This window comes from Modestobacter italicus (assembly GCF_000306785.1).
GTDB classification, from domain to species: domain Bacteria; phylum Actinomycetota; class Actinomycetes; order Mycobacteriales; family Geodermatophilaceae; genus Modestobacter; species Modestobacter italicus.
Map to the genome: position 1 here is coordinate 2,538,186 of NC_017955.1, position 23,233 is coordinate 2,561,418.

General features: G+C 74.5%; 21 protein-coding genes. 12 read left to right on the forward strand and 9 right to left on the reverse strand.

Going from position 1 to position 23,233, the window contains the following annotated elements; genetic code table 11:
- Nucleotides 1–21: 21 nt before the first annotated feature.
- The gene (rpsD, locus tag MODMU_RS12375; protein WP_014740598.1) at nt 22–627 is read right to left on the reverse strand and encodes a 30S ribosomal protein S4; all 606 of its coding nucleotides are present in this window, start codon (nt 625–627) and stop codon (nt 22–24) included.
- Between the two features lie 68 nt (nt 628–695).
- Here rpsD and MODMU_RS12380 point away from each other — a divergent pair, with 68 nt between their 5' ends.
- Nucleotides 696–1,487, forward strand: a complete 792-nt coding sequence (locus tag MODMU_RS12380) for a DUF2470 domain-containing protein (RefSeq protein ID WP_014740599.1) — start codon at nt 696–698, stop codon at nt 1,485–1,487.
- A gap of 48 nt (nt 1,488–1,535) precedes the next feature.
- Here the strand turns inward: MODMU_RS12380 and MODMU_RS12385 are convergent, their stop codons facing one another.
- From MODMU_RS12385 to MODMU_RS12395, 3 genes are read right to left on the reverse strand one after another with little or no spacing between them, the layout of a single operon-like run.
- Nucleotides 1,536–1,802, reverse strand: coding sequence for a GlsB/YeaQ/YmgE family stress response membrane protein (locus tag MODMU_RS12385; protein WP_014740600.1), 267 nt, complete (start codon nt 1,800–1,802; stop codon nt 1,536–1,538).
- Nucleotides 1,803–1,856: 54 nt separating this feature from the next.
- Nucleotides 1,857–3,815: an AAA family ATPase gene (locus MODMU_RS12390; RefSeq protein WP_269454064.1), complete on the reverse strand. Its 1,959-nt coding sequence runs from the start codon at nt 3,813–3,815 to the stop codon at nt 1,857–1,859.
- Between the two features lie 2 nt (nt 3,816–3,817).
- Nucleotides 3,818–4,798, reverse strand: coding sequence for an aldo/keto reductase (locus MODMU_RS12395; RefSeq protein WP_014740602.1), 981 nt, complete (start codon nt 4,796–4,798; stop codon nt 3,818–3,820).
- Nucleotides 4,799–4,958: 160 nt separating this feature from the next.
- Here MODMU_RS12395 and MODMU_RS12400 point away from each other — a divergent pair, with 160 nt between their 5' ends.
- The 5 genes from MODMU_RS12400 to MODMU_RS12420 all read left to right on the forward strand — a co-directional run bounded on the left by MODMU_RS12400 (nt 4,959) and on the right by MODMU_RS12420 (nt 8,682).
- Entirely contained in the window at nt 4,959–5,777 is an 819-nt protein-coding gene (locus MODMU_RS12400; protein WP_041796575.1) for an undecaprenyl-diphosphate phosphatase, read from the forward strand.
- A 74-nt stretch (nt 5,778–5,851) separates the two neighbouring features.
- Nucleotides 5,852–6,553 carry a histidine phosphatase family protein gene (locus tag MODMU_RS12405; RefSeq protein WP_014740604.1) on the forward strand — a complete coding sequence of 234 codons (702 nt, stop codon included), beginning with the start codon at nt 5,852–5,854 and terminating at the stop codon, nt 6,551–6,553.
- Between the two features lie 9 nt (nt 6,554–6,562).
- Entirely contained in the window at nt 6,563–7,114 is a 552-nt protein-coding gene (locus MODMU_RS12410; RefSeq protein WP_014740605.1) for a DUF3090 family protein, read from the forward strand.
- Between the two features lie 16 nt (nt 7,115–7,130).
- Nucleotides 7,131–7,985, forward strand: coding sequence for an SCO1664 family protein (locus tag MODMU_RS12415; protein WP_014740606.1), 855 nt, complete (start codon nt 7,131–7,133; stop codon nt 7,983–7,985).
- A gap of 328 nt (nt 7,986–8,313) precedes the next feature.
- A complete protein-coding gene (locus MODMU_RS12420) occupies nt 8,314–8,682 on the forward strand; it encodes a VOC family protein (protein ID WP_014740607.1) in 369 nt (122 codons plus the stop codon).
- On the opposite strand, the gene argG is transcribed toward MODMU_RS12420, so the two are convergent.
- Entirely contained in the window at nt 8,679–10,127 is a 1,449-nt protein-coding gene (gene argG / locus MODMU_RS12425) for an argininosuccinate synthase (protein ID WP_014740608.1), read from the reverse strand. The genes MODMU_RS12420 and argG overlap by 4 nt on opposite strands.
- A gap of 51 nt (nt 10,128–10,178) precedes the next feature.
- Nucleotides 10,179–10,895, reverse strand: coding sequence for a maleylpyruvate isomerase N-terminal domain-containing protein (locus MODMU_RS12430; protein ID WP_014740609.1), 717 nt, complete (start codon nt 10,893–10,895; stop codon nt 10,179–10,181).
- 101 nt (nt 10,896–10,996) lie between these two features.
- Here MODMU_RS12430 and mshC point away from each other — a divergent pair, with 101 nt between their 5' ends.
- Entirely contained in the window at nt 10,997–12,280 is a 1,284-nt protein-coding gene (gene mshC / locus MODMU_RS12435; protein ID WP_014740610.1) for a cysteine--1-D-myo-inosityl 2-amino-2-deoxy-alpha-D-glucopyranoside ligase, read from the forward strand.
- On the forward strand, nt 12,277–13,317 hold the full coding sequence (locus MODMU_RS12440; RefSeq protein ID WP_014740611.1) for an HD domain-containing protein: 1,041 nt from the start codon (nt 12,277–12,279) through the stop codon (nt 13,315–13,317). The genes mshC and MODMU_RS12440 overlap by 4 nt, the downstream gene beginning before the upstream one ends.
- Nucleotides 13,318–13,407: 90 nt before the next feature.
- Here the strand turns inward: MODMU_RS12440 and MODMU_RS12445 are convergent, their stop codons facing one another.
- Nucleotides 13,408–14,271, reverse strand: a complete 864-nt coding sequence (locus tag MODMU_RS12445; RefSeq protein WP_014740612.1) for a PAC2 family protein — start codon at nt 14,269–14,271, stop codon at nt 13,408–13,410.
- Between the two features lie 188 nt (nt 14,272–14,459).
- On the opposite strand from MODMU_RS12445, the gene metH reads away from it, so the two are divergent.
- Both metH and MODMU_RS12455 read left to right on the forward strand, forming a co-directional pair.
- A complete protein-coding gene (gene metH / locus MODMU_RS12450) occupies nt 14,460–18,275 on the forward strand; it encodes a methionine synthase (protein WP_014740613.1) in 3,816 nt (1,271 codons plus the stop codon).
- Between the two features lie 92 nt (nt 18,276–18,367).
- The gene (locus MODMU_RS12455) at nt 18,368–19,051 is read left to right on the forward strand and encodes an HAD family hydrolase (RefSeq protein ID WP_014740614.1); all 684 of its coding nucleotides are present in this window, start codon (nt 18,368–18,370) and stop codon (nt 19,049–19,051) included.
- A gap of 9 nt (nt 19,052–19,060) precedes the next feature.
- Here the strand turns inward: MODMU_RS12455 and MODMU_RS12460 are convergent, their stop codons facing one another.
- Nucleotides 19,061–19,750, reverse strand: coding sequence for an ArsR/SmtB family transcription factor (locus tag MODMU_RS12460; protein WP_014740615.1), 690 nt, complete (start codon nt 19,748–19,750; stop codon nt 19,061–19,063).
- Between the two features lie 60 nt (nt 19,751–19,810).
- Here MODMU_RS12460 and MODMU_RS29480 point away from each other — a divergent pair, with 60 nt between their 5' ends.
- Nucleotides 19,811–21,202 (forward strand): isocitrate lyase/PEP mutase family protein, encoded by a 1,392-nt coding sequence (locus tag MODMU_RS29480; RefSeq protein WP_014740616.1) that lies wholly within the window; start codon nt 19,811–19,813, stop codon nt 21,200–21,202.
- Here the strand turns inward: MODMU_RS29480 and MODMU_RS12470 are convergent.
- On the reverse strand, nt 21,189–22,136 hold the full coding sequence (locus MODMU_RS12470) for a RecB family exonuclease (RefSeq protein ID WP_014740617.1): 948 nt from the start codon (nt 22,134–22,136) through the stop codon (nt 21,189–21,191). The two genes, MODMU_RS29480 and MODMU_RS12470, sit on opposite strands and share 14 nt — an antisense overlap.
- A gap of 85 nt (nt 22,137–22,221) precedes the next feature.
- On the opposite strand from MODMU_RS12470, the gene MODMU_RS12475 reads away from it, so the two are divergent.
- Nucleotides 22,222–23,181 carry a tRNA (adenine-N1)-methyltransferase gene (locus MODMU_RS12475; RefSeq protein WP_014740618.1) on the forward strand — a complete coding sequence of 320 codons (960 nt, stop codon included), beginning with the start codon at nt 22,222–22,224 and terminating at the stop codon, nt 23,179–23,181.
- The last annotated feature ends 52 nt before the right edge of the window (nt 23,182–23,233 follow it).

The following is a 23,233-nucleotide window of genomic DNA, read 5'->3' on the forward strand; positions in this document are numbered from 1 at the left end:
GCGCAGGGCGCCGGCGACCGGTCAGCGGGAGTAGTACTCCACGACCAGCTGCTCCTCGCAGACCACCGGCACCTCGTCGCGCCGCGGCCGGCGGGCCACCACGCAGCGCAGCTGGGCCAACGAGACCTCGAGGTAGGCGGGCGCGGTCGCGTGCGCACCGGAGGCGGCCACCTGGAAGGGCGCCTTGGCCCTGCTGCGCTCGGCGATCTCCACCACGTCGTAGGGCTGCACCTGGTAGCTCGGTCGGTCGACCCGCTTGCCGTTGACCGTCACGTGCTGGTGGCTGACGGTCTGCCGGGCCTGGTAGATGGTCCGGGCGAAGCCGGCGCGCAGCACCGTGGCGTCCAGCCGGGACTCGAGCTGGTGGGTGATCAGCTCCTCGCCGGTCTTCCCGCCGCTGCGCCGGGCCCGGTCGAACGCCGAGCGCAGCTGGGTCTCGCTGATGTCGTACTGGGCGCGCAGCCGCTGCTTCTCCAACAGCCGGGTCTTGTAGTCGCTGGTGTTCTTGCGCTTGCGGCCGTGCTCACCGGGCGGGTACGGGCGCCGCTCGAAGTAGCGGACGTCCTTGGGGGTGAGCGGGATGCCCAGCGCGCGGCTGCGCCGGACCTTCGGGCGGGAGTTGTTCACACGGGCCTCCGAGTTCGGTTAGGCTCACCTTACCCCGACGACGAGACGTCCCGACCCCGGAGTGCCGCATGACACGAACGCCCCGTCCCGCCGTCCCCGGTCCGGCCGCTGGTGCCCTGCGGCCTCCGGTCGCCGAGCGCGCCCGCACCGTCGCCGCGCGCCCCGCCGCCGCGGTCTGCGCGGCCGGCATCGACGGCAGCCGGGTGCTCGGTCACGCCACGACGGCCGATGGCCGGGTCCTGCTCGTGGTGCCCACCGACGGGGAGGTCTGCCGCGCGGTCGCCGGCAGCGCCGACGGCGACCTCGCCGCGCTGCTGCTGGTCACCGACCACGCTCCGGTGCCGCTGCGCGACCCGGTGCGGGCGCAGGTGTGGCTCTCCGGCTGGCTCACGCCGGTGGCCGGCCCCGACGCGCGGGCGGCCGCGGTGGCCTTCGCCGAGGTCGCCCCGGTGGGCGCGCTGCTCGACGTCGGACGCGGTACGACCCTGCTGTCGCTCGACCTGGCCGAGGTGGTGCTGGGGGAGTCGGGCACGGTCACCGAGGTGCAGCCCGAGGAGTACCTCGCCGCCGCCCCCGACCCGCTGGTCGGGCTCGAGGCCGCCGCGCTGCAGCACCTGGACGCCGCCCACCCGGAGGAGCTGGCCCTGCTGCGGACCCGGGTGCCGCGCAGGGCGGCCGCGGACGACGTGGTGCGGCCGCTGGGGCTGGATCGGTACGGCTTCCGGCTGCGCATCGAGCAGCGCCGCGGGCACGCCGACGTCCGGGTCCCGTTCGCCGAGCCGGTCAACGACCCCCAGCAGCTGGGCGCCGCGGTGCACCGGCTGATGTGCGCCGCGAGACGCGCCTGCCCGGAGCGCTGACCACGCGGTCAGCGCCCCGGGCAGGGGAGGTGCGGGAGGGGAGGGAGGTCAGCGCACGGAGCGCCGGCCACCACTGACGCCCTCGGCGACGCCGATCAGCAGCACCGCGGCCACGATGGCCACGATCGCGCCCAGGACGTTCAGCTCGCCGAAGTCGCCGGTGCCCAGCGCGGTGGCGACGACGCCGCCGATCAGCGAGCCGACGACGCCCAGCACCAGGGTCATGAGGATGCTGAGGTTCTGCCTACCGGGCTTGATGAGGCGCGCGAGCGCGCCGACGATCAGCCCGAACACGAGGAAGCCGATGATGCCCATGGGCGGACGGTTCCCTCAAGATCAACCGGCCAAACGCGACGCCCGCCACGACGGTCAGTCGGCGAGCTCGGCGAGCAGCCCGGACAGCCGGGTGCGCCGGGGCCGGACGTCGACCTCGCGCACCGCGCGGGCCAGCGCCGCGCCGCTGGCGTGCACGATCGACAGGTGCTTCTGCGCCCGGGTCAGGGCGGTGTAGACCAGCGGCCGGGACAGCATCCCGCCGGCCTCCGGCGGTAGCACGACCACGACACCGGGCCACTCCGAGCCCTGCGCGCGGTGCACCGTGATCGCCCAGCCGTGCCGCAGGTCCGACAGCGCGGAGCCGGTCACCGTCACCGGCCCGGAGCTGAAGTCGATGCTCAGCGACCCCTCGCCGGTGCCGGTGACCACCCCGACCTCGCCGTTGGCGAAGCCGATCGGCTCGATGTCCAGGTGGTTGGCGGTGGCCACCACCCGGTCGCCGACGTCGAAGCCGAACACCGTCCCGGTGCCCGGGTTCAGCTTCTCCTTCAGCGCCTTGTTCAGCTCGATCGTGCCCGCCGGCCCGCGGTGCACCGGCGTGACGACCTGCACCGTCGCCGGGTCGATGCCCAGCGCCCGCGGGATCGAGTCGGTCACCAGCTGGACCACCCGCTTGGCGGCCTCCGCGCTGCCGGTCGCCGGCACGATGACCACCTCCCGGTCGGGGGACTCGACCTGGACCAGCTCCCCGCCCCGGACGCCGGTGGCCAGCCGGGCGATCGCGCCACCGGCGGCCTGCCGGTGCAGCATGGTCAGCTCGGTGACCGGCACGGCGCCGGAGTCGATCAGGTCGCCCAGCACGTGGCCGGGGCCGATGGAGGGCAGCTGCGCGGGGTCGCCGACCAGCAGCAGGTGGGTGCCGTCCTTGCACGCCTCCAGCAGCGCGGCGGTCAGCTCGACGTCGAGCATCGAGGCCTCGTCGACCACGACGACGTCGGCGTCCAGCGGCCACTCCTCGTTGCGGGAGAACCCGCCGGTGGTGCCCTGCGCGCCCAGCAGCCGGTGCACCGTCACCGCCGGGTGATCGGTGAGCTCCTCGAGCCGCTTGGCCGCCCGGCCGGTGGGGGCGGCCAGCGCCACCTCGGTGCCCTTGGCCTGCAGCAACTGGACCAGGGAGGCCACGGTGCGGCTCTTGCCGGTGCCCGGGCCGCCGGTGAGCAGCGAGACCCCCGCGCCGAGCACCCCGGCGACGGCGGCCTGCTGGGCCGGGTCCAGGCCCTTGGCCACCGACCGCACCGAGGCCGGGTCGGCGAGCCGCCCGCTGGTGGCCACCAGCCGGTGCACGTTCTCCGCCACGGCCTCCTCGGCCATCCCGTACCGGGCCAGCGACAGCATCCGCAGCGCGGGGTCGGGCTCGGGGAACTCGGCGTCCGGGTCGTCCTCGTCGGGCTCGACGAACGGCGGCTCGTGCTCCAGCACGTCACCGCCCTCGACGGCGGCCACGATCGCCGCCTCCGGGTCCTCGATCTGCTCGGCCCGCAGCGCCGCCACCACCAGGTCGGCCGGCAGCACGGTGTGCCCGTCCCGGGTGGCGGTGCGCAGGGTCAGCCCGACCACGGCCCGGCCCCGGCGGGTGTCCTGCCGGTCGGCGCCGGGGAGCACGTTGACCGCCAGCCGGTCGGCGTCGGCCAGCGTCACCCCGGTCAGCCCCAGCAGCGCCCACGGGTCGTCGCGCAGCCGGCGGGCGGCGTCCGGGCCGAGCGCGTCGGCGGAGTTCGCGGCCAGCCGGGCGTTCAGCCCGGCGGCGACCAGCAGCTCGACGACCTCGTAGGTCGGCTGCGCGGCCAGGAAGGAGCTGAACAGCCGCTCGGCGCGCTGCCGGCCCACCCGGGGCAGCTTCTGCAGCCGGTCGGCGGAGACGTCGTCGGCGGTGGTGATCCCGGCGGCGGGCAGGTCGGCGGCCGTCCGCTTGCCCAGCCCCGGCCACAGACCGGCGGTGCAGAAGGCGGCGAAGACGAGGTCGGGGGTGGGGCTGGTCACTGGCGTGCTCACGGTCACTGCTCCGGACGGCGTTCGGGATAGGAGAAGGGCGGGGAGGAGACGTCGTCCAGGGCGGTGACGATCGCCGGGGGCAGCCGCACCCCGTCGGCGTCCAGCGCGGCCTGCAGCTGCTGCGCGGTGCGGGCGCCCACGATCGGCGCGACGACGCCGGGGCGGTCGTGCAGCCAGGCCAGCGCCACCCCCAGCGGCGTCGTCCCGAGGCCCTCGGCGGCGGTGATCACCGCCTCCACCACCCGGTCGGCGGTGGTCGAGCGCAGCCGGTCGATGAACCCCTGCCACTGCGGGGAGGCACCCCGGGAGTCCGCGGGGGTGCTGTGCCGGTACTTGCCGGTGAGCAGGCCGCGGCCCAGCGGTGACCACGGCAGCAGGCCGAGCCCCAGGGCCTCGGCGGCGGGCACCACCTCCCGCTCGACGCCGCGCTGCAGCAGCGAGTACTCGACCTGGGTGCTCACGATGGGGGTGCGGCCGGGCCAGGCCCGCTGCCAGGTGGCGGCGTGGGCGGTCTGCCAGCCGGAGAAGTTGCTGATCCCGATGTACCGGGCCCGGCCCGAGCTCACCGCCTGGTCGCAGGCGGCCAGCGTCTCCTCCAGCGGGGTCGCGTCGTCCCAGGCGTGCAGCTGCCACAGGTCGACGTGGTCCAGCCCCAGCCGCTCCAGCGAGGCGTCCAGCGCGGCCAGCAGGTGGCCGCGGGAGGCGCCGCGGCCCATCGGCCCGGGCGCGGTGCGGCCGACGGCCTTGGTCGCGACCAGCACGTGGTCGCGGGGGACGACGTCGGCCAGCAGCCGCCCGAGGGTCCGCTCGCTCTCCCCGTCGGCGTAGACGTCGGCGGTGTCGACCAGCGTGCCGCCGGCGTCGACGAAGGCGGTGAGCTGCATCGCGGCCTCGTCCTCGTCGGTGTCCCGGCCCCAGGTCATGGTGCCCAGACCGAGCCGCGAGACGACCAGGCCGCTGCGCCCGAGCGCCCGCTGTTCCACGACTGCCCAACCTACCGTCGCCCCGGTCGTGACCCGGGCAACGCCGGGTGCTCCCGGGCGTCGCCGGGCCGGGCCCAGGTCGCGGCTCTAGGGTGCCCGTCGTGCAACCGACCCCCTCGTGCCCCGCCTCCCCGCCGACGATGCGGCGGGTGGGCTGACCGTGGGGTGGTTCGAAGCCGTCGTCCTCGGCCTGGTCCAGGGCCTCACCGAGTTCCTGCCGATCTCCTCCAGCGCCCACCTGCGGATCGTCGGGTCGGCCTTTGGCTGGGACGACCCGGGCGCGGCGTTCACCGCGATCACCCAGATCGGCACCGAGTTCGCCGTCCTCCTCTACTACCGGAAGAAGATCGGCCGGATCATCGGCACCTGGCTGCGGGCGCTGCGCGACCCGGCGCTGCGCAGCGACCCGGACGCCCGGATGGGCTGGCTGATCATCATCGGCAGCATCCCGATCGTCGTCCTCGGGCTGCTGTTCCAGGACCAGATCGAGTCGACCTTCCGCGACCTGCGGATCATCGCCATCGCCCTCGTGGTGTTCTCGCTGATCCTGTTCTGGGCCGACCGGGTCGGCGGCACCCGCCGCGAGCTGCCCGACCTGACCGTCAAGCACGGCCTGGTGTTCGGGCTGGCGCAGGCGATGGCGCTGATCCCCGGCGTCTCCCGGTCCGGCGGCACGATCACCGCCGGCCGGTTCCTCGGCTACTCGCGCTCCGCCGCCGCTGACTACTCGTTCCTGCTGGCCATCCCCGCGGTGCTCGGCTCGGGGTTCTTCCAGGTGGTCGAGTCGCTGGACAGCGGGGTCGACTGGGGGCCGACGATCCTGGCGACCGTCATCGCCTTCGGCGTCGGGCTGGTGGTCATCTCCTGGCTGCTGCGCTACCTCACCCGGGGCAGCTTCACGCCGTTCGTCGTCTACCGCGTCGTGCTGGGGCTGCTGCTGCTCGCGCTGGTCGGCGCCGGCGTCCTCGACCCCACCTGACGAGGGACCCTGCTGCCCCCCCACCACTCGCGAGCTCGCGGCGGGCCCCTGCAGCAGGGCCGTAGGGTCGAGCGGTGACCACCGTCATCCTGCTCAGGCACGGCCGGACGACGGCCAACACCGCCGGTGTGCTCGCCGGCTGGACCCCGGGGGTCCAGCTCGACGAGGCCGGCCAGGCCCAGGTGCAGGCGGTGGCGCAGCGGCTGGCCGGCGTGCCGCTGGCCGCGGTGGTGAGCAGCCCGCTGGAGCGTTGCCGGCAGACCGCCGGCGCCGTGGTCGCCGACCGCGACCTGGAGCTGCAGACCGACGACCGGCTCGGCGAGGCCCGCTACGGCGACTGGACCGGCCGGCCGATCAAGGAGCTGGCCAAGGAGCCGCTGTGGAAGGTCGTGCAGCAGCACCCCTCCGCGGCCGTCTTCCCCGGCCCGGAGGGGGAGGGGCTGGCGCAGACCCAGGCCCGCGCGGTCGCCGCCGTCCGGGAGTGGAACGTGAAGCTCGGGCCGGACGCGGTGTGGCTGGCCTGCAGCCACGGTGACGTGATCAAGGCGGTGCTGGCCGACGCCTTCGGCATGCACCTGGACGCCTTCCAGCGGATCGTCGTCGACCCGGCGTCGATCTCGGTCGTCACGTACACCGACACCCGGCCGTTCGTGGCCCGGGTCAACGACACCGGTGGGGACGTCGCCGCCCTCATCCCGCCGAAGAAGAAGCGCGGACGCCGCAGGCCCTCCTCCGACGCCGTCGTCGGCGGCGGCGCGGGCTCCGGCGCCGCGTAACCTGATCCCGTGCCACGTCAGGTCTTCCTCTTCGACCGTCCCAGCCGGTTCGTCGCCGGTACCGTGGGCCAGCCCGGTGACCGCACCTTCTACCTGCAGGCCTCCGACGAAGCAGGCCGCACGATCAGCGTGGCGCTGGAGAAGTCCCAGGTCCAGGTGCTCGCCGACCGGATGAGCGAGCTGCTCGACGAGGTGGCCAACCGCGCCACCGTCGTCGTCCCGCCCGACGCCGACGTCGACGACCTCGAGCCGCTGACCGCGCCGGTCGACGAGGAGTTCCGGGTCGCCGCGATGGGCCTGGCCTGGGACGGCGAGGCCGACGCCGTCGTCGTCGAGGCCGTCGCCGCCGGCGAGGAGCCCATCGAGGAGGACGCGATCCTCTCCGACAGCGACGAGGGCCCCGACGCGCTGCGGGTGACGATCACCCCGGTCGCCGCCCGGGCCTTCGTGGCCCGCGCCCGCCGGGTGATCGCCGCCGGCCGGCCGGCCTGCCCGCTGTGCTCCATGCCGCTGGACCCGGCCGGTCACGTCTGCCCGCGGCAGAACGGCTACCGCCGCTGAGCCGGCGGCCGCCACCATGAGCGCCCCCGAGCCCGGCCCCCGGCCCGACGACGAGCTCCTCGACAGCGACCTCGACGACGAGCTCGAGTACGAGGACGACGACGAGGACGTCCGCGAGCTGGACGTGACCGCCCTCGACCACGGCGACCGTCGCGCCCCCGCCGACCGCGCGGAGATCGACACGCTGCTGCGCGAGGGCGAGCTGGACATGGAGGGCCGGCTGCTCGACGCCAGCAACGTCACGCTGGTCGGCGCCGTGCGCACCGAGACGCTGGCGGCGACCTGCGTCTACAAGCCGGTGGCGGGCGAGCGGCCGCTGTGGGACTTCCCCGACGGCACCCTGGCCGGCCGCGAGATCAGCGCCCACCTGGTGTCCGAGGCGACCGGCTGGTCGGTGGTGCCGCCGACGGTGCTCCGCGACGGGCCGTACGGGCGCGGCATGGTGCAGCTGTGGATGGACGCCGACCCGAGCGTCGACCTGGCCGAGTTCGTCCGCCGCGACGACCCGGGGCTGCGCCAGATGGCCGTGTTCGACGCGGTGGTCAACAACGCCGACCGCAAGGGCGGCCACATCATCCCGATGCCCGACGGGCACGTGTACGGCGTCGACCACGGCATCTGCTTCTCCGTCGACCCGAAGCTGCGCACCCTGTTGTGGCGCTGGGCCGGCCGGCCGCTGTTGCTGGAGCACCTGGCCGTGCTCGAGCGGCTGGCCGAGGACCTGCGCGGCGACCTGGGGGAGCAGCTGCACGAGCACCTCACCCGCCGGGAGGTGCGGCGCACCCAGCAGCGCGTCGAGGCCCTGCTGCGCACCCAGCTGCACCCGCAGCCCAGTGGCGACTGGCCCGCGCTGCCATGGCCGCCCTTCTGAGCAGTGCCCATGGTCATCCTCCGGATGACACCGCGGCCAGGAGCCGTCCCCGGTCGCCGCTGAGCCGTTGCCGCCGCTCGATCGCGGGAGCCTCCGGCCCCCACTCCTCCCGGCGAGCCGCTCCGCGGCCACCGCGGCCAGGAGCCGTCCCCGGCCGCCGCTGAGCCGTTGCCGCCGCTCGATCGCGGGAGCCTCCGGCCCCCACTCCTCCCGGCGAGCCGCTTCGCGGCGACGGTGGGCACGCTTCCGGCCTCGGCGGTCGTGCCTCATCTCTTGCTGGTGCCTGAGGCTCGCTGACAGGGTTCCGGGGATGACGCATAGGAGCCGGTTGGCGATCCTGCTGCTCGACCTGCCGCCGGAGCACCATGACGCCGGTCGCGGGTTCTGGTCGGCGGCCACCGGGCACCCCGTCGCGGCCGACGCCGCCGATCAGGCCTGGAGCTCGCTGGGCAGCTTCGCCGACGGGTTCCACCTGGAGGTGCAGCGCACCGGTGCCGGCACGCCGCCGCGGTGGCACGTCGACATCGAGACCGACGACCTCGCGGCCGAGGTGGCCCGGCTGGAGGAGCTCGGCGCCCGCCGGCTGGCCGACATGGGCCGGTTCTGGCAGATGACGGACCCGGCCGGGCTGGTGTTCTGCGTCGTCGGCGTGCAGACCGGTGCGGAGTTCGACCGGCACGCCACCACCTGGCCCTAGTCGGTGCCGGACTCCATGGCCGCGCGGTCGAGCAGCTCGTCGTGGGCGGAGATGCCGCCCCGGGAGGCGATCGCCTCGGCGCCGCCCTCCTGGGTGGCGTCGATCAGCCCGGTGGCCGCGGCCTGCGCCGCGCCGATCGACGCCGGGACGGAGCCGCCGACCATGCCCATCCGGGCGTACTGCTCGAGCTTGGCGCGGGAGTCGGCGATGTCCAGGTTGCGCATGGTCAGCTGGCCGATCCGGTCCAGCGGCCCGAAGGCGGAGTCCAGGGTCCGCTCCATCGACAGCTTGTCCGGGTGGTAGCTGAACGCCGGGCCGGTGGTGTCGAGGACCGAGTAGTCCTCGCCGCGCCGCAGCCGCAGCGTCACCTCGCCGGTCACCGCCATGCCGACCCAGCGCTGCAGCGACTCGCGCAGCATCATCGCCTGCGGGTCCAGCCAGCGGCCCTCGTACATCAGCCGGCCCAGCCGCCGGCCCTCGGTGTGGTAGCTGGCCAGGGTGTCCTCGTTGTGGATGGCGTTGACCAGCCGTTCGTAGGCGGCGTGCAGCAGCGCCATCCCGGGCGCCTCGTAGATGCCGCGGCTCTTGGCCTCGATGATCCGGTTCTCGATCTGGTCGGACATGCCCAGCCCGTGCCGGCCGCCGATGGCGTTGGCCTCCAGCACCAGGTCGACGGGGGAGTCGAACTCCTTGCCGTTGAGGGTGACCGGCCGCCCGTACTCGAAGCCGACCGTGACGTCCTCGGTGAGCACCTCGACCTCGGGGTCCCAGAACCGGACGCCCATGATCGGCTGCACCATCTCCACGCTGGCGTCCAGGTGCTCCAGGGCCTTGGCCTCGTGGGTGGCGCCCCAGATGTTGGCGTCGGTCGAGTAGGCCTTCTCCGCGCTGTCCCGGTAGGGCAGGCCGTGGGCCACCAGCCACTCCGACATCTCGGTGCGGCCGCCCAGCTCGGTGACGAAGTCGGCGTCCAGCCACGGCTTGTAGATCCGCAGCGCCGGGTTGGCCAGCAGGCCGTAGCGGTAGAACCGCTCGATGTCGTTGCCCTTGTAGGTGGAGCCGTCGCCCCAGATCTGGACGCCGTCCTCCAGCATCGCGCGGACCAGCAGGGTGCCGGTGACCGCCCGGCCCAGCGGGGTGGTGTTGAAGTAGCTGCGGCCGCCGGAGCGGATGTGGAACGCCCCGCAGGTCAGCGCGGCCAGCCCCTCCTCGACCAGGGCCGCCCGGCAGTCGACCAGCCGGGCGATCTCGGCGCCGTAGGCGGTGGCCCGGCCGGGCACCGAGCCGATGTCGGGCTCGTCGGCCTGGCCGATGTCGGCGGTGTAGGTGCAGGGGACCGCGCCCCGGTCGCGCATCCAGGCGACCGCCACCGAGGTGTCGAGACCACCGGAGAAGGCGATCCCGACGCGTTCGCCGACGGGCAGGGAGGTGAGGACCTTGGACACGACAAGAAGTATGCATGGCGCTGCATGACCATGCAAAACCGGGGTGGCTGCTCAGTCCAGGGAGACGGCGGCCAGCAGCTCTTGCGCCCGGTCGGCGTCCCCGTCGACGGTGACGGCGGTCAGCGGGAGGCGCCGCCAGACGGCCAGCAGCAGGTCGCCGGCCGGGCCGGTGAGGGTGGCCACCGGGAGGTCGCCCGATCCGGCGAAGAGCCGGCGCTCGGCGTCGGCGTCGACGGCGTGGAGGACCACCGGCTCGGCCCCGGCCGGCGGGCCGTCGGGCAGGGCGCCGGGGACCATGACCTCCAGCCACTCGTCGAGCCCGTCCAGCCCCACGTCGGCGCCGATGGGGGTGACCTCGTCGAGCACCTGCTCGGCGTCGACCCGGTGCACCGTGGCCTCCTGGGCCTGCCGGCGCAGCGCGAAGGCGACGTCCTGCCGGGGCGCCCAGGTCCACACCCGGTCGGTGGGCGCCGCCCCGTCCAGCGCGTCCTCCAGGGCCCGGGCGTGGTCGGCGGAGAACGCCAGCAGCGCGTCGTCGGCCGGCCGCACCGGCTCGGGGTACCCGGCCGGGGAGGGGGCCCGGGTGCGGACCAGCCAGCCCCAGAAGTGCTGCACCTCGGCCAGGTGCCACACCAGGTCGGCGAGGTCCCAGTCCGGGCAGCCGGGCACCCGCGCCCGCCAGCCGTGCCGGGTGCGCGCGGCGCCGGCCGCCGCGGCGAAGCGGGCGTTCGCCGCGCGCAGGACCTGCAGGTGCTCCTCGGGTGCCACGGGCGTCCCCTCCTCCGACGGTCGGGCCCACGCTAGGGGAGGGGGGTGACGCGATCGGGTGCCCGTGCCCGCTGTCGGCGTCCGGAACTACGCTCCTTGACGTGCTCTCCTGGCCCGCCCCGCTGCTCCCGACCCTGCCCGGTGCCGGCCCGGCTCTCCGGTTGTTCGACACCGCGCGCGGTGAGGTGGTCGAGACCACCCCGGGCCGCACGGCCCGGATGTACGTCTGCGGCATCACCCCCTACGACGCCACCCACCTCGGCCACGCCGCCACCTACCTGGCCTTCGACCTGGTCAACCGGGTGTGGCGGGACGCCCGGCACGCCGTGCACTACGTGCAGAACGTCACCGACGTCGACGACCCGCTGTTCGAGCGCGCCGACCGCGACGGCGAGGACTGGATCGTGCTCGGCATGCGCGAGACCGCGCTGTTCCGGGAGGACATGACGGCGCTGCGGGTGCTGCCGCCGGAGGACTACGTCGGCGCGGTGGAGGCGATCCCGCGGATCGTCGCGCACGTCGAGTCGCTCTGGGACGCCGGGCTGGCCTACCCGCTCGACGACGGCACCGGCGACGTCTACCACGACGTCGCCCAGGCACCCGGGTTCGGCGCCGAGTCCGGCTACGACGAGGCGACCATGCTGCGGCTGTCCGCCGAGCGCGGCGGCGACCCCGACCGGCCGGGCAAGCGCAACCGGCTCGACCCGCTGCTGTGGCGCGGCGCCCGCGACGGCGAGCCCAGCTGGCCCGGCCCCCGCGGGGTCGCCGGCCGGCCGGGCTGGCACATCGAGTGCGCCACCATCGCGCTGGACACGATCGGCACCGGCTTCGACGTCCAGGGCGGGGGCAGCGACCTGGTGTTCCCGCACCACGAGTACTCCGCCGTCCACGCCGAGGCGCTCACCGCCACCAAGCCCTTCGCCCAGGCCTACGTGCACGCCGCGATGATCGGGCTGGACGGGGAGAAGATGAGCAAGAGCCGGGGCAACCTGGTCTTCGTCTCCCGGCTCCGCGGCGAGGGCGTCGACCCGATGGGGATCCGGCTGGCGCTGCTGTCCGGGCACTACCGCACCGACCGGGCCTGGACGCCGGACCTGCTCGACACCGCGCTGCAGCGGCTGGACACCTGGCGCCGCGCGGTGTCCCTGCCCCTCGGCGCGCCCGCCGGCCCGGTGCTGGCCGCGGTGCGCGAGCGGCTGGCCGACGACCTTGACACCCCGGGCGCGATCGCCGTCGTCGACGCCTGGGCCGCGGCGAGCCTGGCCGAGGCCCGGTCGGGCAGCGGCACGCCCGCCGCCGAGGCGACCGACGACTGGGACGAGCAGTCCCCGGCGGTGGTCCGCGACCTCGTGGACTCGCTGCTGGGCATCGCGCTGGCGCCGTGAGCGGCGCCTTCCGGCTGGCCGACCGCGCGGCCCGGGAGCGCGCGGAGGAGCAGCTCGCGCTGGCCGCCGCCCGCTCGGCGCGGACCCGCGGTCGCGCCCGGCCGGAGCCGGAGGACCAGTTGCGCACGGCCTACGAGCGGGACCGCGACCGGATCCTGCACGCGAAGGCGTTCCGCCGGCTCAAGCACAAGACGCAGGTCTTCCTGCACCCCGACGGCGACCACTTCGTCACCCGGCTCACGCACACCCTGCAGGTCACCCAGGTGGCCCGGTCGCTGGCCACCGCGCTGTCGCTGAACGAGACGCTGGCCGAGGCGATCGCGCTGGCCCACGACGTCGGCCACTCGCCGTTCGGCCACATCGGCGAGGAGGCGCTGGACCCCTACGTCGCGGGCGGCTGGCACCACGCCGCCCAGGGAGTGCGCATCGTCGAGGTCCTGGAGGACCTCAACCTCACCTGGGAGGTCCGCGACGGGGTGCGGGCGCACAGCTGGAAGATCACCCCGCCGCCGTCCACCCGGGAGGGGGAGTGCGTGCGGTACGCCGACCGGATCGGCTACCTCTCCCACGACGCGCTGGACGCCGTCCGGGCCGGGGTGCTGCGGGTCGGGGACCTGCCCGCCCGCACCCGCACCGTCTTCGGCGACCCGGGCAGCGCGATGGTCGGGTCGATGATCGACGCGGTGGTCGCGGGCACCCTGTCGCCGGCCAACACCGGCGGCGCGGTGGTCATGGCCCCGGACGCACTGGAGGCGATGGCCGAGCTGCGGGCGTTCATGTTCGCCCGGGTCTACGAGTCCGACACCGCGGCCGGGCAGAAGAACGTGGCCATCGACGTCATCCGCCGGCTGGTCGACCACCACCTCGCGCACCCCGAGCTCATCCCCGCCAGCTATCGGGACACCGAGGCCGACGCGGTCACCCAGGTCGTGGACTACGTGACCGGGATGACCGACCGGTTCGCGCTGGCCACGCACGACCGGCTGTTCGACGACACCGCCTCGCTCCGGATGCGCCCGCTGCTGGTCACGCCGTAGCTGCGCTGCCCGCCCCGGGGACGAGAACGGGCTGGGCGGTGCCATCCGGATCGGATGACACCGCCCAGCCCGAGCTGATCACCGGTCGCCTCAGCTGGGGGAGGAGCCCCGCCGGCGGAGGTACCGCTCGAACTCCTTGGCGATCTGGTCGCCGTTGGCCTGGGAGAGGTCGCTCTGGGTGGCCCGCTCCTCCAGGGAGCGCACGTACTCGACGACCTCGTCGTCCTCGCCGGCCATCTCGTCGACGGTCTTGACCCACTCGTCGGCCTGCTGGGGCAGCGTGCCCAGCGGCACGGTCACCTCCAGCACCTCCTCGACCCGGGTCAGCAGCGCCACGGTGGCCCGCGGCGACGGCGGCTGGGAGACGTAGTGCGGGACGGCGGCCCAGAAGCTCACCGCGGGCAGGCCGGCCTGCACGCAGGCGTCGGCGAAGACGCCGAGGATGCCGGTCGGCCCCTCGTAGCGCGAGGTCTCCACCCCCCACTGGGCGGCGGACTCGGCGTCGTAGGCCGACCCGCTCACCGGGGTGGGCCGGGTGTGCGGCGTGTCGGCCAGCAGCGCGCCGAGGGCGACGACGGTGGTCACGCCGAGGTCCTGGCACAGCTCGATGAGCTCGTCGCAGAAGCTGCGCCAGCGCATGTTCGGCTCGATGCCGCGGATCAGCACGACGTGCCGGTCGCTGCCGGGGGGCTTGGTCACCGAGATCCGGGTGGTCGGCCACTCGATGCGCCGGGTGACGCCGTCGACCAGGGAGACGGTGGGGCGGTTGACCTGGAAGTCGTAGTAGTCCTCGGGGTCCAGCGCCGCGAGCAGGTCGGCGTCCCAGATGAGCTCCAGGTGCTCGACCGCGTCGGTGGCGGCGTCCCCGGCGTCGTTCCACCCCTCGAATGCGACCACGACCACCGGGTCGTCCAGCTCGGGCAGGTCGTCTGCGACGGACTTGGGATCGATCACCTGACGAGCCTACGTCGATCCGGCCGCCCGGCTGCTGCTGCGGGCGGGCGGGTTGGGGGGCTGGACGGGAAGTGGGACCATGGGAGCGCTGTTCGAGGACGACGAGGCGCAGCGGCCCGTCGGAGTTGCCAGGGCCCTGGCGCCGGACGCCTCTGTGACCGTGCCCGACCGACGCCCGAGGACCTCCCGTGCCCGAGTTCTCCCCGCCCGTCCCCGCCGAGCTCCGACCGGACGCCACCGCCGCGCTCACCGCGCAGCTGGCGCAGCGCATCCTGGTGCTGGACGGGGCGATGGGCACCGCGATCCAGCGCGACCGGCCCGACGAGGCCGGCTACCGCGGCGAGCGCTTCGCGGACTGGCCCACCGACGTCCAGGGCAACAACGACCTGCTCAGCATCACCGCGCCCGGGATCATCACCGCCATCCACCGCGAGTACCTCGAGGCCGGCGCGGACCTGATCGAGACCAACACCTTCAACGCCACCCGCATCTCGCTGAGCGACTACGGGATGTCCGACCTCGCCTACGAGCTGAACGTGGCCTCGGCCCGGCTGGCCCGCGCCGAGTGCGACGCGATGACCGCCCGCACCCCGGACAAGCCGCGCTACGTGGTCGGTGCGATCGGCCCGACCAGCCGGACGGCGTCCATCTCGCCCGACGTCAACGACCCCGGCGCCCGCAACGTCAGCTACGACGAGCTGGTCGCGGCCTACCTCGAGCAGGCCGGTGGGCTGGTCGACGGCGGCTCCGACGTGCTGCTGATCGAGACCATCTTCGACACGCTCAACGCCAAGGCCGCCGTCTTCGCGCTGGAGACGCTGTTCGAGCAGCGCGGCCGCCGCTGGCCGGTGATGATCTCCGGCACCATCACCGACGCGTCCGGCCGCACGCTGTCCGGCCAGGTCACCGAGGCCTTCTGGCACTCGGTGCGGCACGCGCAGCCGCTGCTGGTGGGGCTCAACTGCGCGCTGGGTGCCAAGGAGATGCGGCCCTACATCGCGGAGATCTCCCGGGTCGCCGACACGTTCGTGTCCTGCTACCCGAACGCCGGGCTGCCCAACGCCTTCGGCGAGTACGACGAGGCGCCCGAGGAGACCGCGGCCATCCTGGAGGAGTTCGCCGGCGCCGGGTTCGTCAACCTGGTCGGCGGCTGCTGCGGCACGACCCCGGCGCACATCGCCGCGATCGCCCGGGCCGTCGAGGGCAGGGCGCCGCGCACCCCGGTGGAGGTCCGCCCGGCGCTCCGGCTGTCCGGGCTGGAGCCGGTCACCATCGACGAGGACTCCTTGTTCGTCAACGTCGGTGAGCGCACCAACATCACCGGCTCGGCCCGCTTCCGGAACCTGATCAAGGCCGGCGACTACCCGGCCGCGCTCGCCGTCGCCCGCCAGCAGGTGGAGGCCGGCGCCCAGGTCATCGACGTCAACATGGACGAGGGGATGATCGACGGCGTCGCGGCGATGGACCGCTTCACCAAGCTGATCGCCTCCGAGCCCGACATCAGCCGGGTGCCCACGATGATCGACTCCTCCAAGTGGGAGGTCATCGAGGCCGGCCTCAAGAACGTCCAGGGCAAGGCCATCGTCAACTCGATCTCGCTGAAGAACGGCGAGGAGGAGTTCCTCGCCCACGCCCGGCTGTGCCGCAAGTACGGCGCCGCGGTCGTCGTGATGGCCTTCGACGAGGACGGGCAGGGCGACACCCTCCAGCGCCGCACCCAGATCTGCCGGCGCGCCTACGACCTCCTCGTCGACCAGGTGGGCTTCCCGGCCGAGGAGATCATCTTCGACCCGAACATCTTCGCCGTCGCCACCGGCATCGAGGAGCACGCCAACTACGGCCTGGACTTCATCGAGGCCACCCGGTGGATCAAGCAGAACCTGCCCGGCGCCCTGGTCTCCGGCGGCGTCTCGAACGTCTCGTTCTCCTTCCGCGGCAACAACCCGGTGCGAGAGGCGATCCACTCGGTCTTCCTGTACCACGCGATCGCGGCCGGGCTGGACATGGCGATCGTCAACGCCGGGCAGCTCGAGGTCTACAGCGAGGTCCCCGAGCTGCTGCGCGACCGGATCGAGGACGTCGTCCTCAACCGCCGCCCGGACAGCACCGAGCGGCTGCTGGAGATCGCCGCCGACTTCGCCGGCGACGGGTCGGTCAAGGAGGCGGCCACCGAGGAGTGGCGGTCCCTGCCGGTCGACGAGCGGATCACCCACGCCCTGGTCAAGGGGATCGACGCGTTCGTCGAGGACGACACCGAGGAGCTGCGGCAGCAGATCAGCGACCGCGGCGGCCGGCCGATCGAGGTCATCGAGGGCCCGCTGATGGACGGCATGAACGTGGTCGGCGACCTGTTCGGCGCCGGCAAGATGTTCCTGCCGCAGGTGGTCAAGTCCGCCCGGGTGATGAAGAAGGCCGTCGCCCACCTCATCCCGTTCATCGAGGCGGAGAAGCAGCCCGGGGACGCCGAGCGCAGCAACGGCAAGGTCGTGATGGCGACGGCCAAGGGCGACGTGCACGACATCGGCAAGAACATCGTCGGCGTCGTCCTGCAGTGCAACAACTACGACGTCGTCGACCTGGGGGTCATGGTCCCGGCGCAGAGGATCCTGGACACCGCCAAGGCGGAGGGCGCCGACATCATCGGGCTGTCCGGGCTGATCACGCCGTCCCTGGACGAGATGGTCAACCTGGCCACCGAGATGGAACGGCAGGGCTTCGAGGTGCCGCTGCTCGTCGGTGGGGCGACGACGTCGCGCGCGCACACCGCGGTCAAGATCGCGCACAAGTACCACGGGCCCGTCGTCTGGGTGAAGGACGCCTCACGGTCGGTGCCGGTCGTCGCGGCGCTGCTGTCCGACGAGCAGCGCCCGAAGCTGCTCGCCGACACCGAGGCCGAGTACGAGACGCTGCGCGAGCGGCACGCCGCCCGGAACGACACCCGCAGCCTGCTGCCGCTGGCCACCGCCCGGGCCCAGGCCCCGGAGATCGACTGGAGCAGCTACGCCCCGCCGCGGCCGCGGATGCTGCTGCAGCAGGCCCACGACGTGTGCAGCGGACCGGACTGCGACCACCGGCACGGCACGGCGACCCAGTTCGTGCGGACCTTCACCGACTACCCGCTGGACGAGCTGCGCGGCTACATCGACTGGCAGCCGTTCTTCTCCGCCTGGGAGATGCGCGGCCGGTTCCCCGACATCCTGCACAACCCGGCCAGCGGTGAGGCCGCCCGCCGGCTGTTCGAGGACGCGCAGGCGATGCTCGACCGGGTGGTCGAGGAGCGGTGGCTGCGGGCCAGCGGGGTGTTCGGGCTGTTCCCGGCCAACCAGGTCGACGGCGAGGACATCGAGGTCTACACCGACGACTCGCGGACCGAGGTCCGGGCCACGCTGCACCAGCTGCGGCAGCAGACCGCCGGCCGCGACGGCTCGCCGCGCAAGTCCCTCGCCGACTTCGTGGCACCGAGCTCCACCGGGCTGCGGGACCACGTGGGCGCCTTCGCCGTCACCGCCGGGCTGGGCTCGGCGGAGCGGGTCGCGCAGTTCAAGGCCGACCACGACGACTACAACGCGATCCTGCTGGAGTCGCTGGCCGACCGGCTCGCGGAGGCGTTCGCCGAGCGGCTGCACGAGCGGGTGCGCAGGGAGTTCTGGGGCTACGCCCCCGACGAGCACCTGGACGCCGACGGGCTCATCGCGGAGAAGTACACCGGCATCCGGCCCGCCCCGGGCTACCCGGCCTGCCCTGAGCACACCGAGAAGCAGACGATCTGGGAGCTCCTCGACGTCGAGGCCGCGACCGGGATCCAGCTGACCGAGAGCATGGCGATGTGGCCGGGTGCGGCCGTCAGCGGGCTGTACTTCTCCCACCCGCGGTCGCGGTACTTCGTGCTCGGCCGGCTGGGCCGCGACCAGGTCGAGGACTACGCCCGCCGCAAGGGCTGGACCGTCGACGAGGCGGAGCGGTGGCTCTCCCCGAACCTGGGCTACCGCACCGAGAACGAATGAACGGAAGGACCCCCGTGCCCCCCACGCCTCGCTCCGCTCGCCGCGGGCCCCTGCACGGGGGCCGGGACAGGTCGTTACAGCTACTGGAGGCAGTGCTGTTCGACATGGACGGCACCCTGGTGGAGACCGAGGAGCTGTGGGGCGAGGCCCTCGGCGAGCTCGCCGGGCAGCTCGGCGGGGTGCTCTCCGAGGGCGCCCGGAGCCGAACGGTCGGCACGTCGATGCAGGTGGCCATGGAGATCCTCTACGCCGACCTGGGCACCACCCGCACCGAACAGCAGCACGCCGACGACGCCCGGTGGGTGGAGGACCGCACGGCGGCGCTGATGAGCAGCCGCGGCGTCCCGTGGCGTCCCGGCGCGCGGGAGCTGCTGACCGCCGTCCGGGACGCCGGGATCGCCACGGCCCTGGTGACGACGACGGCCCGGCGGATCGCGGCCATCGTGCTGGACCGGTTCGCCGACGAGCTCGGGGAGCCGCCGTTCGACGTCACCGTCTGCGGCGACGAGGTACCGGCCCGCAAGCCCGACCCGGCGCCCTACCGGCAGGCGATGGCCGCCCTGGGGGTCGACCCCGGGTCGAGTCTCGTGGTGGAGGACTCGGTGGTCGGGGTCACCGCCGGGCTGGCCGCGGGCGTCGTCGTCCTCGGGGTGCCGTCGTTGCAGTCACTGGACCGACGGCCCGGTCTGGTGCTCCGGGACTCCCTCGTCGGGCTGACCGTCACCGACCTCGTGGACCTGCTGGCCGGTGGCGGGGCGGTCGAGCTGCCCGCCTGAGCCCGCCGCTCAGCGCAGCGGCGCGGGGGCTGCGGCCTGCAGCTCGGCGAGCGCGAGGTGCCCGGCCTCGGTCACCAGCAGGGCTCGGGGCAGGCCCTCGACGGGGACGACCCAGCCGGCGGCCAGCGCCCGGTCCCGCAGGGCCGCACCCAGCCGCCCGCCCAGGTGGCTGCGCCGCTCGGTCCAGTCCAGGCACTCCCGGACCTCCGGACGGCGACCGCCCGGCGGGACGTGCCCGGCGAACCACCGCCGTCCTTCGGGTGTGACGACCAGGCCGCCGTCCGCGCTGAGCAGCCCGCCGGCGAGCAGCGCGTCGTACAGCGCGACGCCCCACCGGCCGGCCAGGTGGTCGTAGCAGGTCCGGGCCTCGGTCAGCCGGGCGTCCGCCCGGGCGCTGCGCAGCGAGGTGGGCGGGACCCGCTGACCCACCGCGGCGCCGAGCCCCTCGAGCACCGCGGCGACGTCCGGGCCGGCCAGCTGCAGGTAGCGCGACCGGCCCTGCCGGCGCTCGACCAGCAGCCCGGCCCGCACCAGGGCGGTCAGGTGCTCGCTGGCGGTCGAGCGGGCGATCCCGGCGCTGCGGGCCAGCTCGGCCGCGGTCCAGGCCCGGCCGTCCATGAGCACCAGGCACATGGCGACCCGGCTGCGGTCGGCGAGCACGGCGGCGAACCGGGCGATGGACTCGGCGGACAGCGGCACCTGCCCATCCTGGAGCACGGTTCGGTCCCGGCCGAACACCCGCGGCACCACCCTGGGGGCATGCGCCTGCTGCCGTCCTCCGTCCTCCTGGACCCGGGCTACCGGGTCCCCGCCGCGCCGACCGCGACCGGCGGGCTGGGTTGGTTGCGGGCGGCGGTGCCCCGGTTCAGCGACGGGGAGGTGCACGCCCGCCGCCGGGCGCTCGTCGACCGCCTGCTGGCCGGCGTCGACGCGGCCCCGGACCCGGGAGCGGATCCGACGACCGCGCTGCTCCAGGCGCTGGGGCTGCCGCCGGGCTGCCTGCCCGACGTCGAGCTGGTGGCCGCGGCCTACCAGCCGCACGCGCCGCAGTCGGCCGCGGCGGACGCGGCCGCCGACCGGCTGGTCGCCCGGTGCGGAGGCCGCACGGAAGCGGCCGCGGCGCGGGTCTGCGTGCTGGTCCAGGCGCACGCCGCGCTCCGGGCCCTGCGCGCCCTGCTCCGGGCGGGTACCGGCGGGCCCCCGGTCCCGACCACCCGCCGGGGTCTATTCGGCGGGGAGCACCGTCGAGGTCGACCTGGACCGGGGCACCCTTCTGCGCCGGTTTTTTTGCCTGCCCCCGTAAGGGCGATCGCTGAGATGTTAGGCCGCCGGGGGGGCGGCGGTGCAGCCCCGGTGTCGGCCGACCTGGCGGCCCGGCGGGCCACCTTCGCCGCGCTGCACCGGGGTCCGCAGCCGCTGCTGCTGCCCAACGCCTGGGACGTCGCGTCCGCGCTGGCCCTGGTGGCCGACGGGCACCCCGCGATCGGGACGACGAGCCTGGGCATCGCGGCGGCCGCCGGTCACCCGGACGCCAGCCGTGCGGTCCGCCGGCACACCGTGGACCTGGTCACCCGGCTGGCGGAGCTGCCGGTGCCGGTGACCGCCGACCTGGAGGACGGCTTCTCCGACGACCCGGCCGAGGTGGCCGCGCTCGTGGCCGGCCTGCCGGTCGCCGGGGTGAACCTGGAGGACAGCACCGGCGGGCGGCTGGTCGACCCGCGCCGGCACGCCGACCGGGTGACCGCGGTGAAGGAGACCTGCCCGTCGGTCTTCCTCAACGCCCGGGTGGACACCTGGTGGCTGGGCCGGGACGCGACCCTGGCCGGCACCCTCGCCCGCGCCGAGCGCTACGTGGCGGCGGGCGCCGACGGGGTGTTCGTGCCCGGCGCCCTCACCGAGCCCGACATCGAGGCGCTGACCCGTGCGCTGCCGGTGCCGGTGAACGTCCTGGCGACGCCGCACGCCATGCTGCCCCGGCTGGCGGAGCTGGGCGTCCGCCGGGTGAGCACCGGCTCGCTGCTGTTCCGGGCCGCGCTGGACGCCGCCGTCGGAGTCGCCGGCCGGCTGCGGGACGGCGAGCCCGCACCCCCGGCCACCGGGTACGCCGAGGTCGACGCCCGCAGCACGGCCGGCCGGCTCAGACGGGGGTGACCGGGAGGGTGGTGCGCCAGCCGGCGGCCGCGGCCGCGTCGGCCGGGAACGGCGGTGGGGTGCCGCCGAACGCCGGGCACAGCGCCTGGTGGTCGCACCAGCTGCACAGCCGGCTCTTGTTCGCGCGGAAGTCACCGGTGGCCACGGCCCGCTCGATGGCCGCCCAGATCGCTTGCAGGGTCCGCTCGAAGCGCAGCAGCTCTGCCTCGTCGGGGGCGTAGGTCAGCGCGTCGCCGTCCTTGAGGTAGAGCAGCTTCAGCTGCGCGGCGACCACGCCGCGGGTGCGCCACAGCACCAGCGCGTAGAACTTCATCTGGAACAGCGCCTTGGCCTCGAACGCCTCCCGCGGCACCGCACCGGTCTTGTAGTCCACCACCCGCAGGGCACCGGTGGGCGCGACGTCCAGCCGGTCGACGAAACCGCGCAGCAGCAGCCCGTCGGGCAGGGTCACCTCGACCAGCTCCTCCCGGCCGTGCGGCTGGATGCGGGTCGGGTCCTCCAGCCGGAAGTAGGTCTCCACCAGCTGCCCGGCCGACTCCAGCCACGCCTCCAGCCCGCCGTCGGCGGCGACCTCGGCGCCCTCCGCGGGGTCGGCGCCTGCGGCCGGCTCGAAGAGCTCGGCGATGCCCGGCTCGGCGCGCAGCTCCGACCAGGCCGGCGCGACCAGCGTCCGGGCCGCCTCGACGGTGCGCTCCGCCGGGGGGAGGTCGTAGAGCCGCTCCAGCACGGCGTGCACCAGCGTCCCGCGGACCGCGGCCCTCGACTTCTTCTCCGGCAGCCGGTCGATGGTGCGGAACCGGTACAGCAGCGGGCAGGACTTGAAGTCGGCGGCCCGGGAGGGGGAGAGGGACGGGCGGCGCGGGGCCGTGTCGGCCGCCGTCGTCCGCTCCGGGGAGGGGTCCACGGTCTGCTCGGTGGTCAGCGTCGCCGTCATGGACCCGAGGTTAGGTGGCGCCCCCGACAGTTCCGGGTGTGCGCGCCGGGGCCGCCGCGGATCGCCGTCCGTACCCTCGTCCTCCGTGGAGTGGAAGCAGCAGCACCCGGCCGACCCGACCCCGACCCCGGGCGAGGTGCTCGCCGACGTCCCGCTCGAGCCGGTCGTGGTCGCCGGTGAGCCGGCCCCGGCAGCGGCGGGGGCGGAGGCCGCCGAGCCGGTCGAGGGGGCCTTCCGGGTGGGCGACCGGGTGCAGCTGACCGACCCCAAGGGCCGGCACCACACCGTCGTACTGACCCCCGGCAAGGAGTTCCACACCCACCGCGGCGCGATCAGCCACGACGAGCTGATCGGCGCGCCGGAGGGCTCCGTCGTCCACTCGACCGCGAACACCGGGTACCTGGCGCTGCGCCCGCTGCTGGCCGACTTCGTGCTCTCCATGCCCCGCGGGGCGCAGGTCATCTACCCCAAGGACGCCGCCCAGATCGTCGGCTTCGGCGACATCGGCCCCGGCATGCGGGTGCTGGAGGCCGGCGCCGGGTCCGGGGCGCTGAGCTGCTCGCTGCTGCGCGCGGTGGGGGAGCACGGCACGCTGACCAGCTACGAGCGGCGCGAGGACTTCGCCGACGTCGCGCGGGGCAACGTGGGCGCGTTCTTCGGCGAGGTGCCGACCAACTGGTCGCTGCGGCTGGGCGACCTCGACCAGCACCCGGCCGGCGAGACCGTCGACCGCGTCGTCCTGGACATGCTCGAGCCGTGGGCGGTGCTGCCGACCGTCGCCGCGGCGCTGCGGCCCGGCGGGGTCCTGATCGGCTACGTGGCCACGACCACCCAGCTGTCGGCCTACGTGGAGGCGCTCCGCGCGCAGGGCGTGTGGACCGAGCCCTACGCCTGGGAGACGCTGCTGCGCCCCTGGCACGCCGAGGGCCTCGCCGTCCGGCCCGAGCACCGGATGGTCGCCCACACCGCCTTCCTGGTCACCGCCCGCCGGCTGGCCGAGGGGACCGTCGCGCCGATGCGGCAGCGCCGCAAGAAGCTGGTCTGACCCCTCGCGCGGCGGCCGCCGGATGTCGGGGGGATGACGGCGGGGACCACCG

Coding starts and splice junctions, on each gene's coding strand:
- MODMU_RS12385 (WP_014740600.1), bottom strand. CDS start 1,802: ATGGGCATCATCGGCTTCCTCGTGTTCGGGCTGATCGTCGGCGCGCTC.
- MODMU_RS12470 (WP_014740617.1), bottom strand. CDS start 22,136: ATGACGGCGACGCTGACCACCGAGCAGACCGTGGACCCCTCCCCGGAG.
- MODMU_RS29480 (WP_014740616.1), top strand. CDS start 19,811: ATGCGCCTGCTGCCGTCCTCCGTCCTCCTGGACCCGGGCTACCGGGTC.
- MODMU_RS12380 (WP_014740599.1), top strand. CDS start 696: ATGACACGAACGCCCCGTCCCGCCGTCCCCGGTCCGGCCGCTGGTGCC.
- MODMU_RS12415 (WP_014740606.1), top strand. CDS start 7,131: ATGAGCGCCCCCGAGCCCGGCCCCCGGCCCGACGACGAGCTCCTCGAC.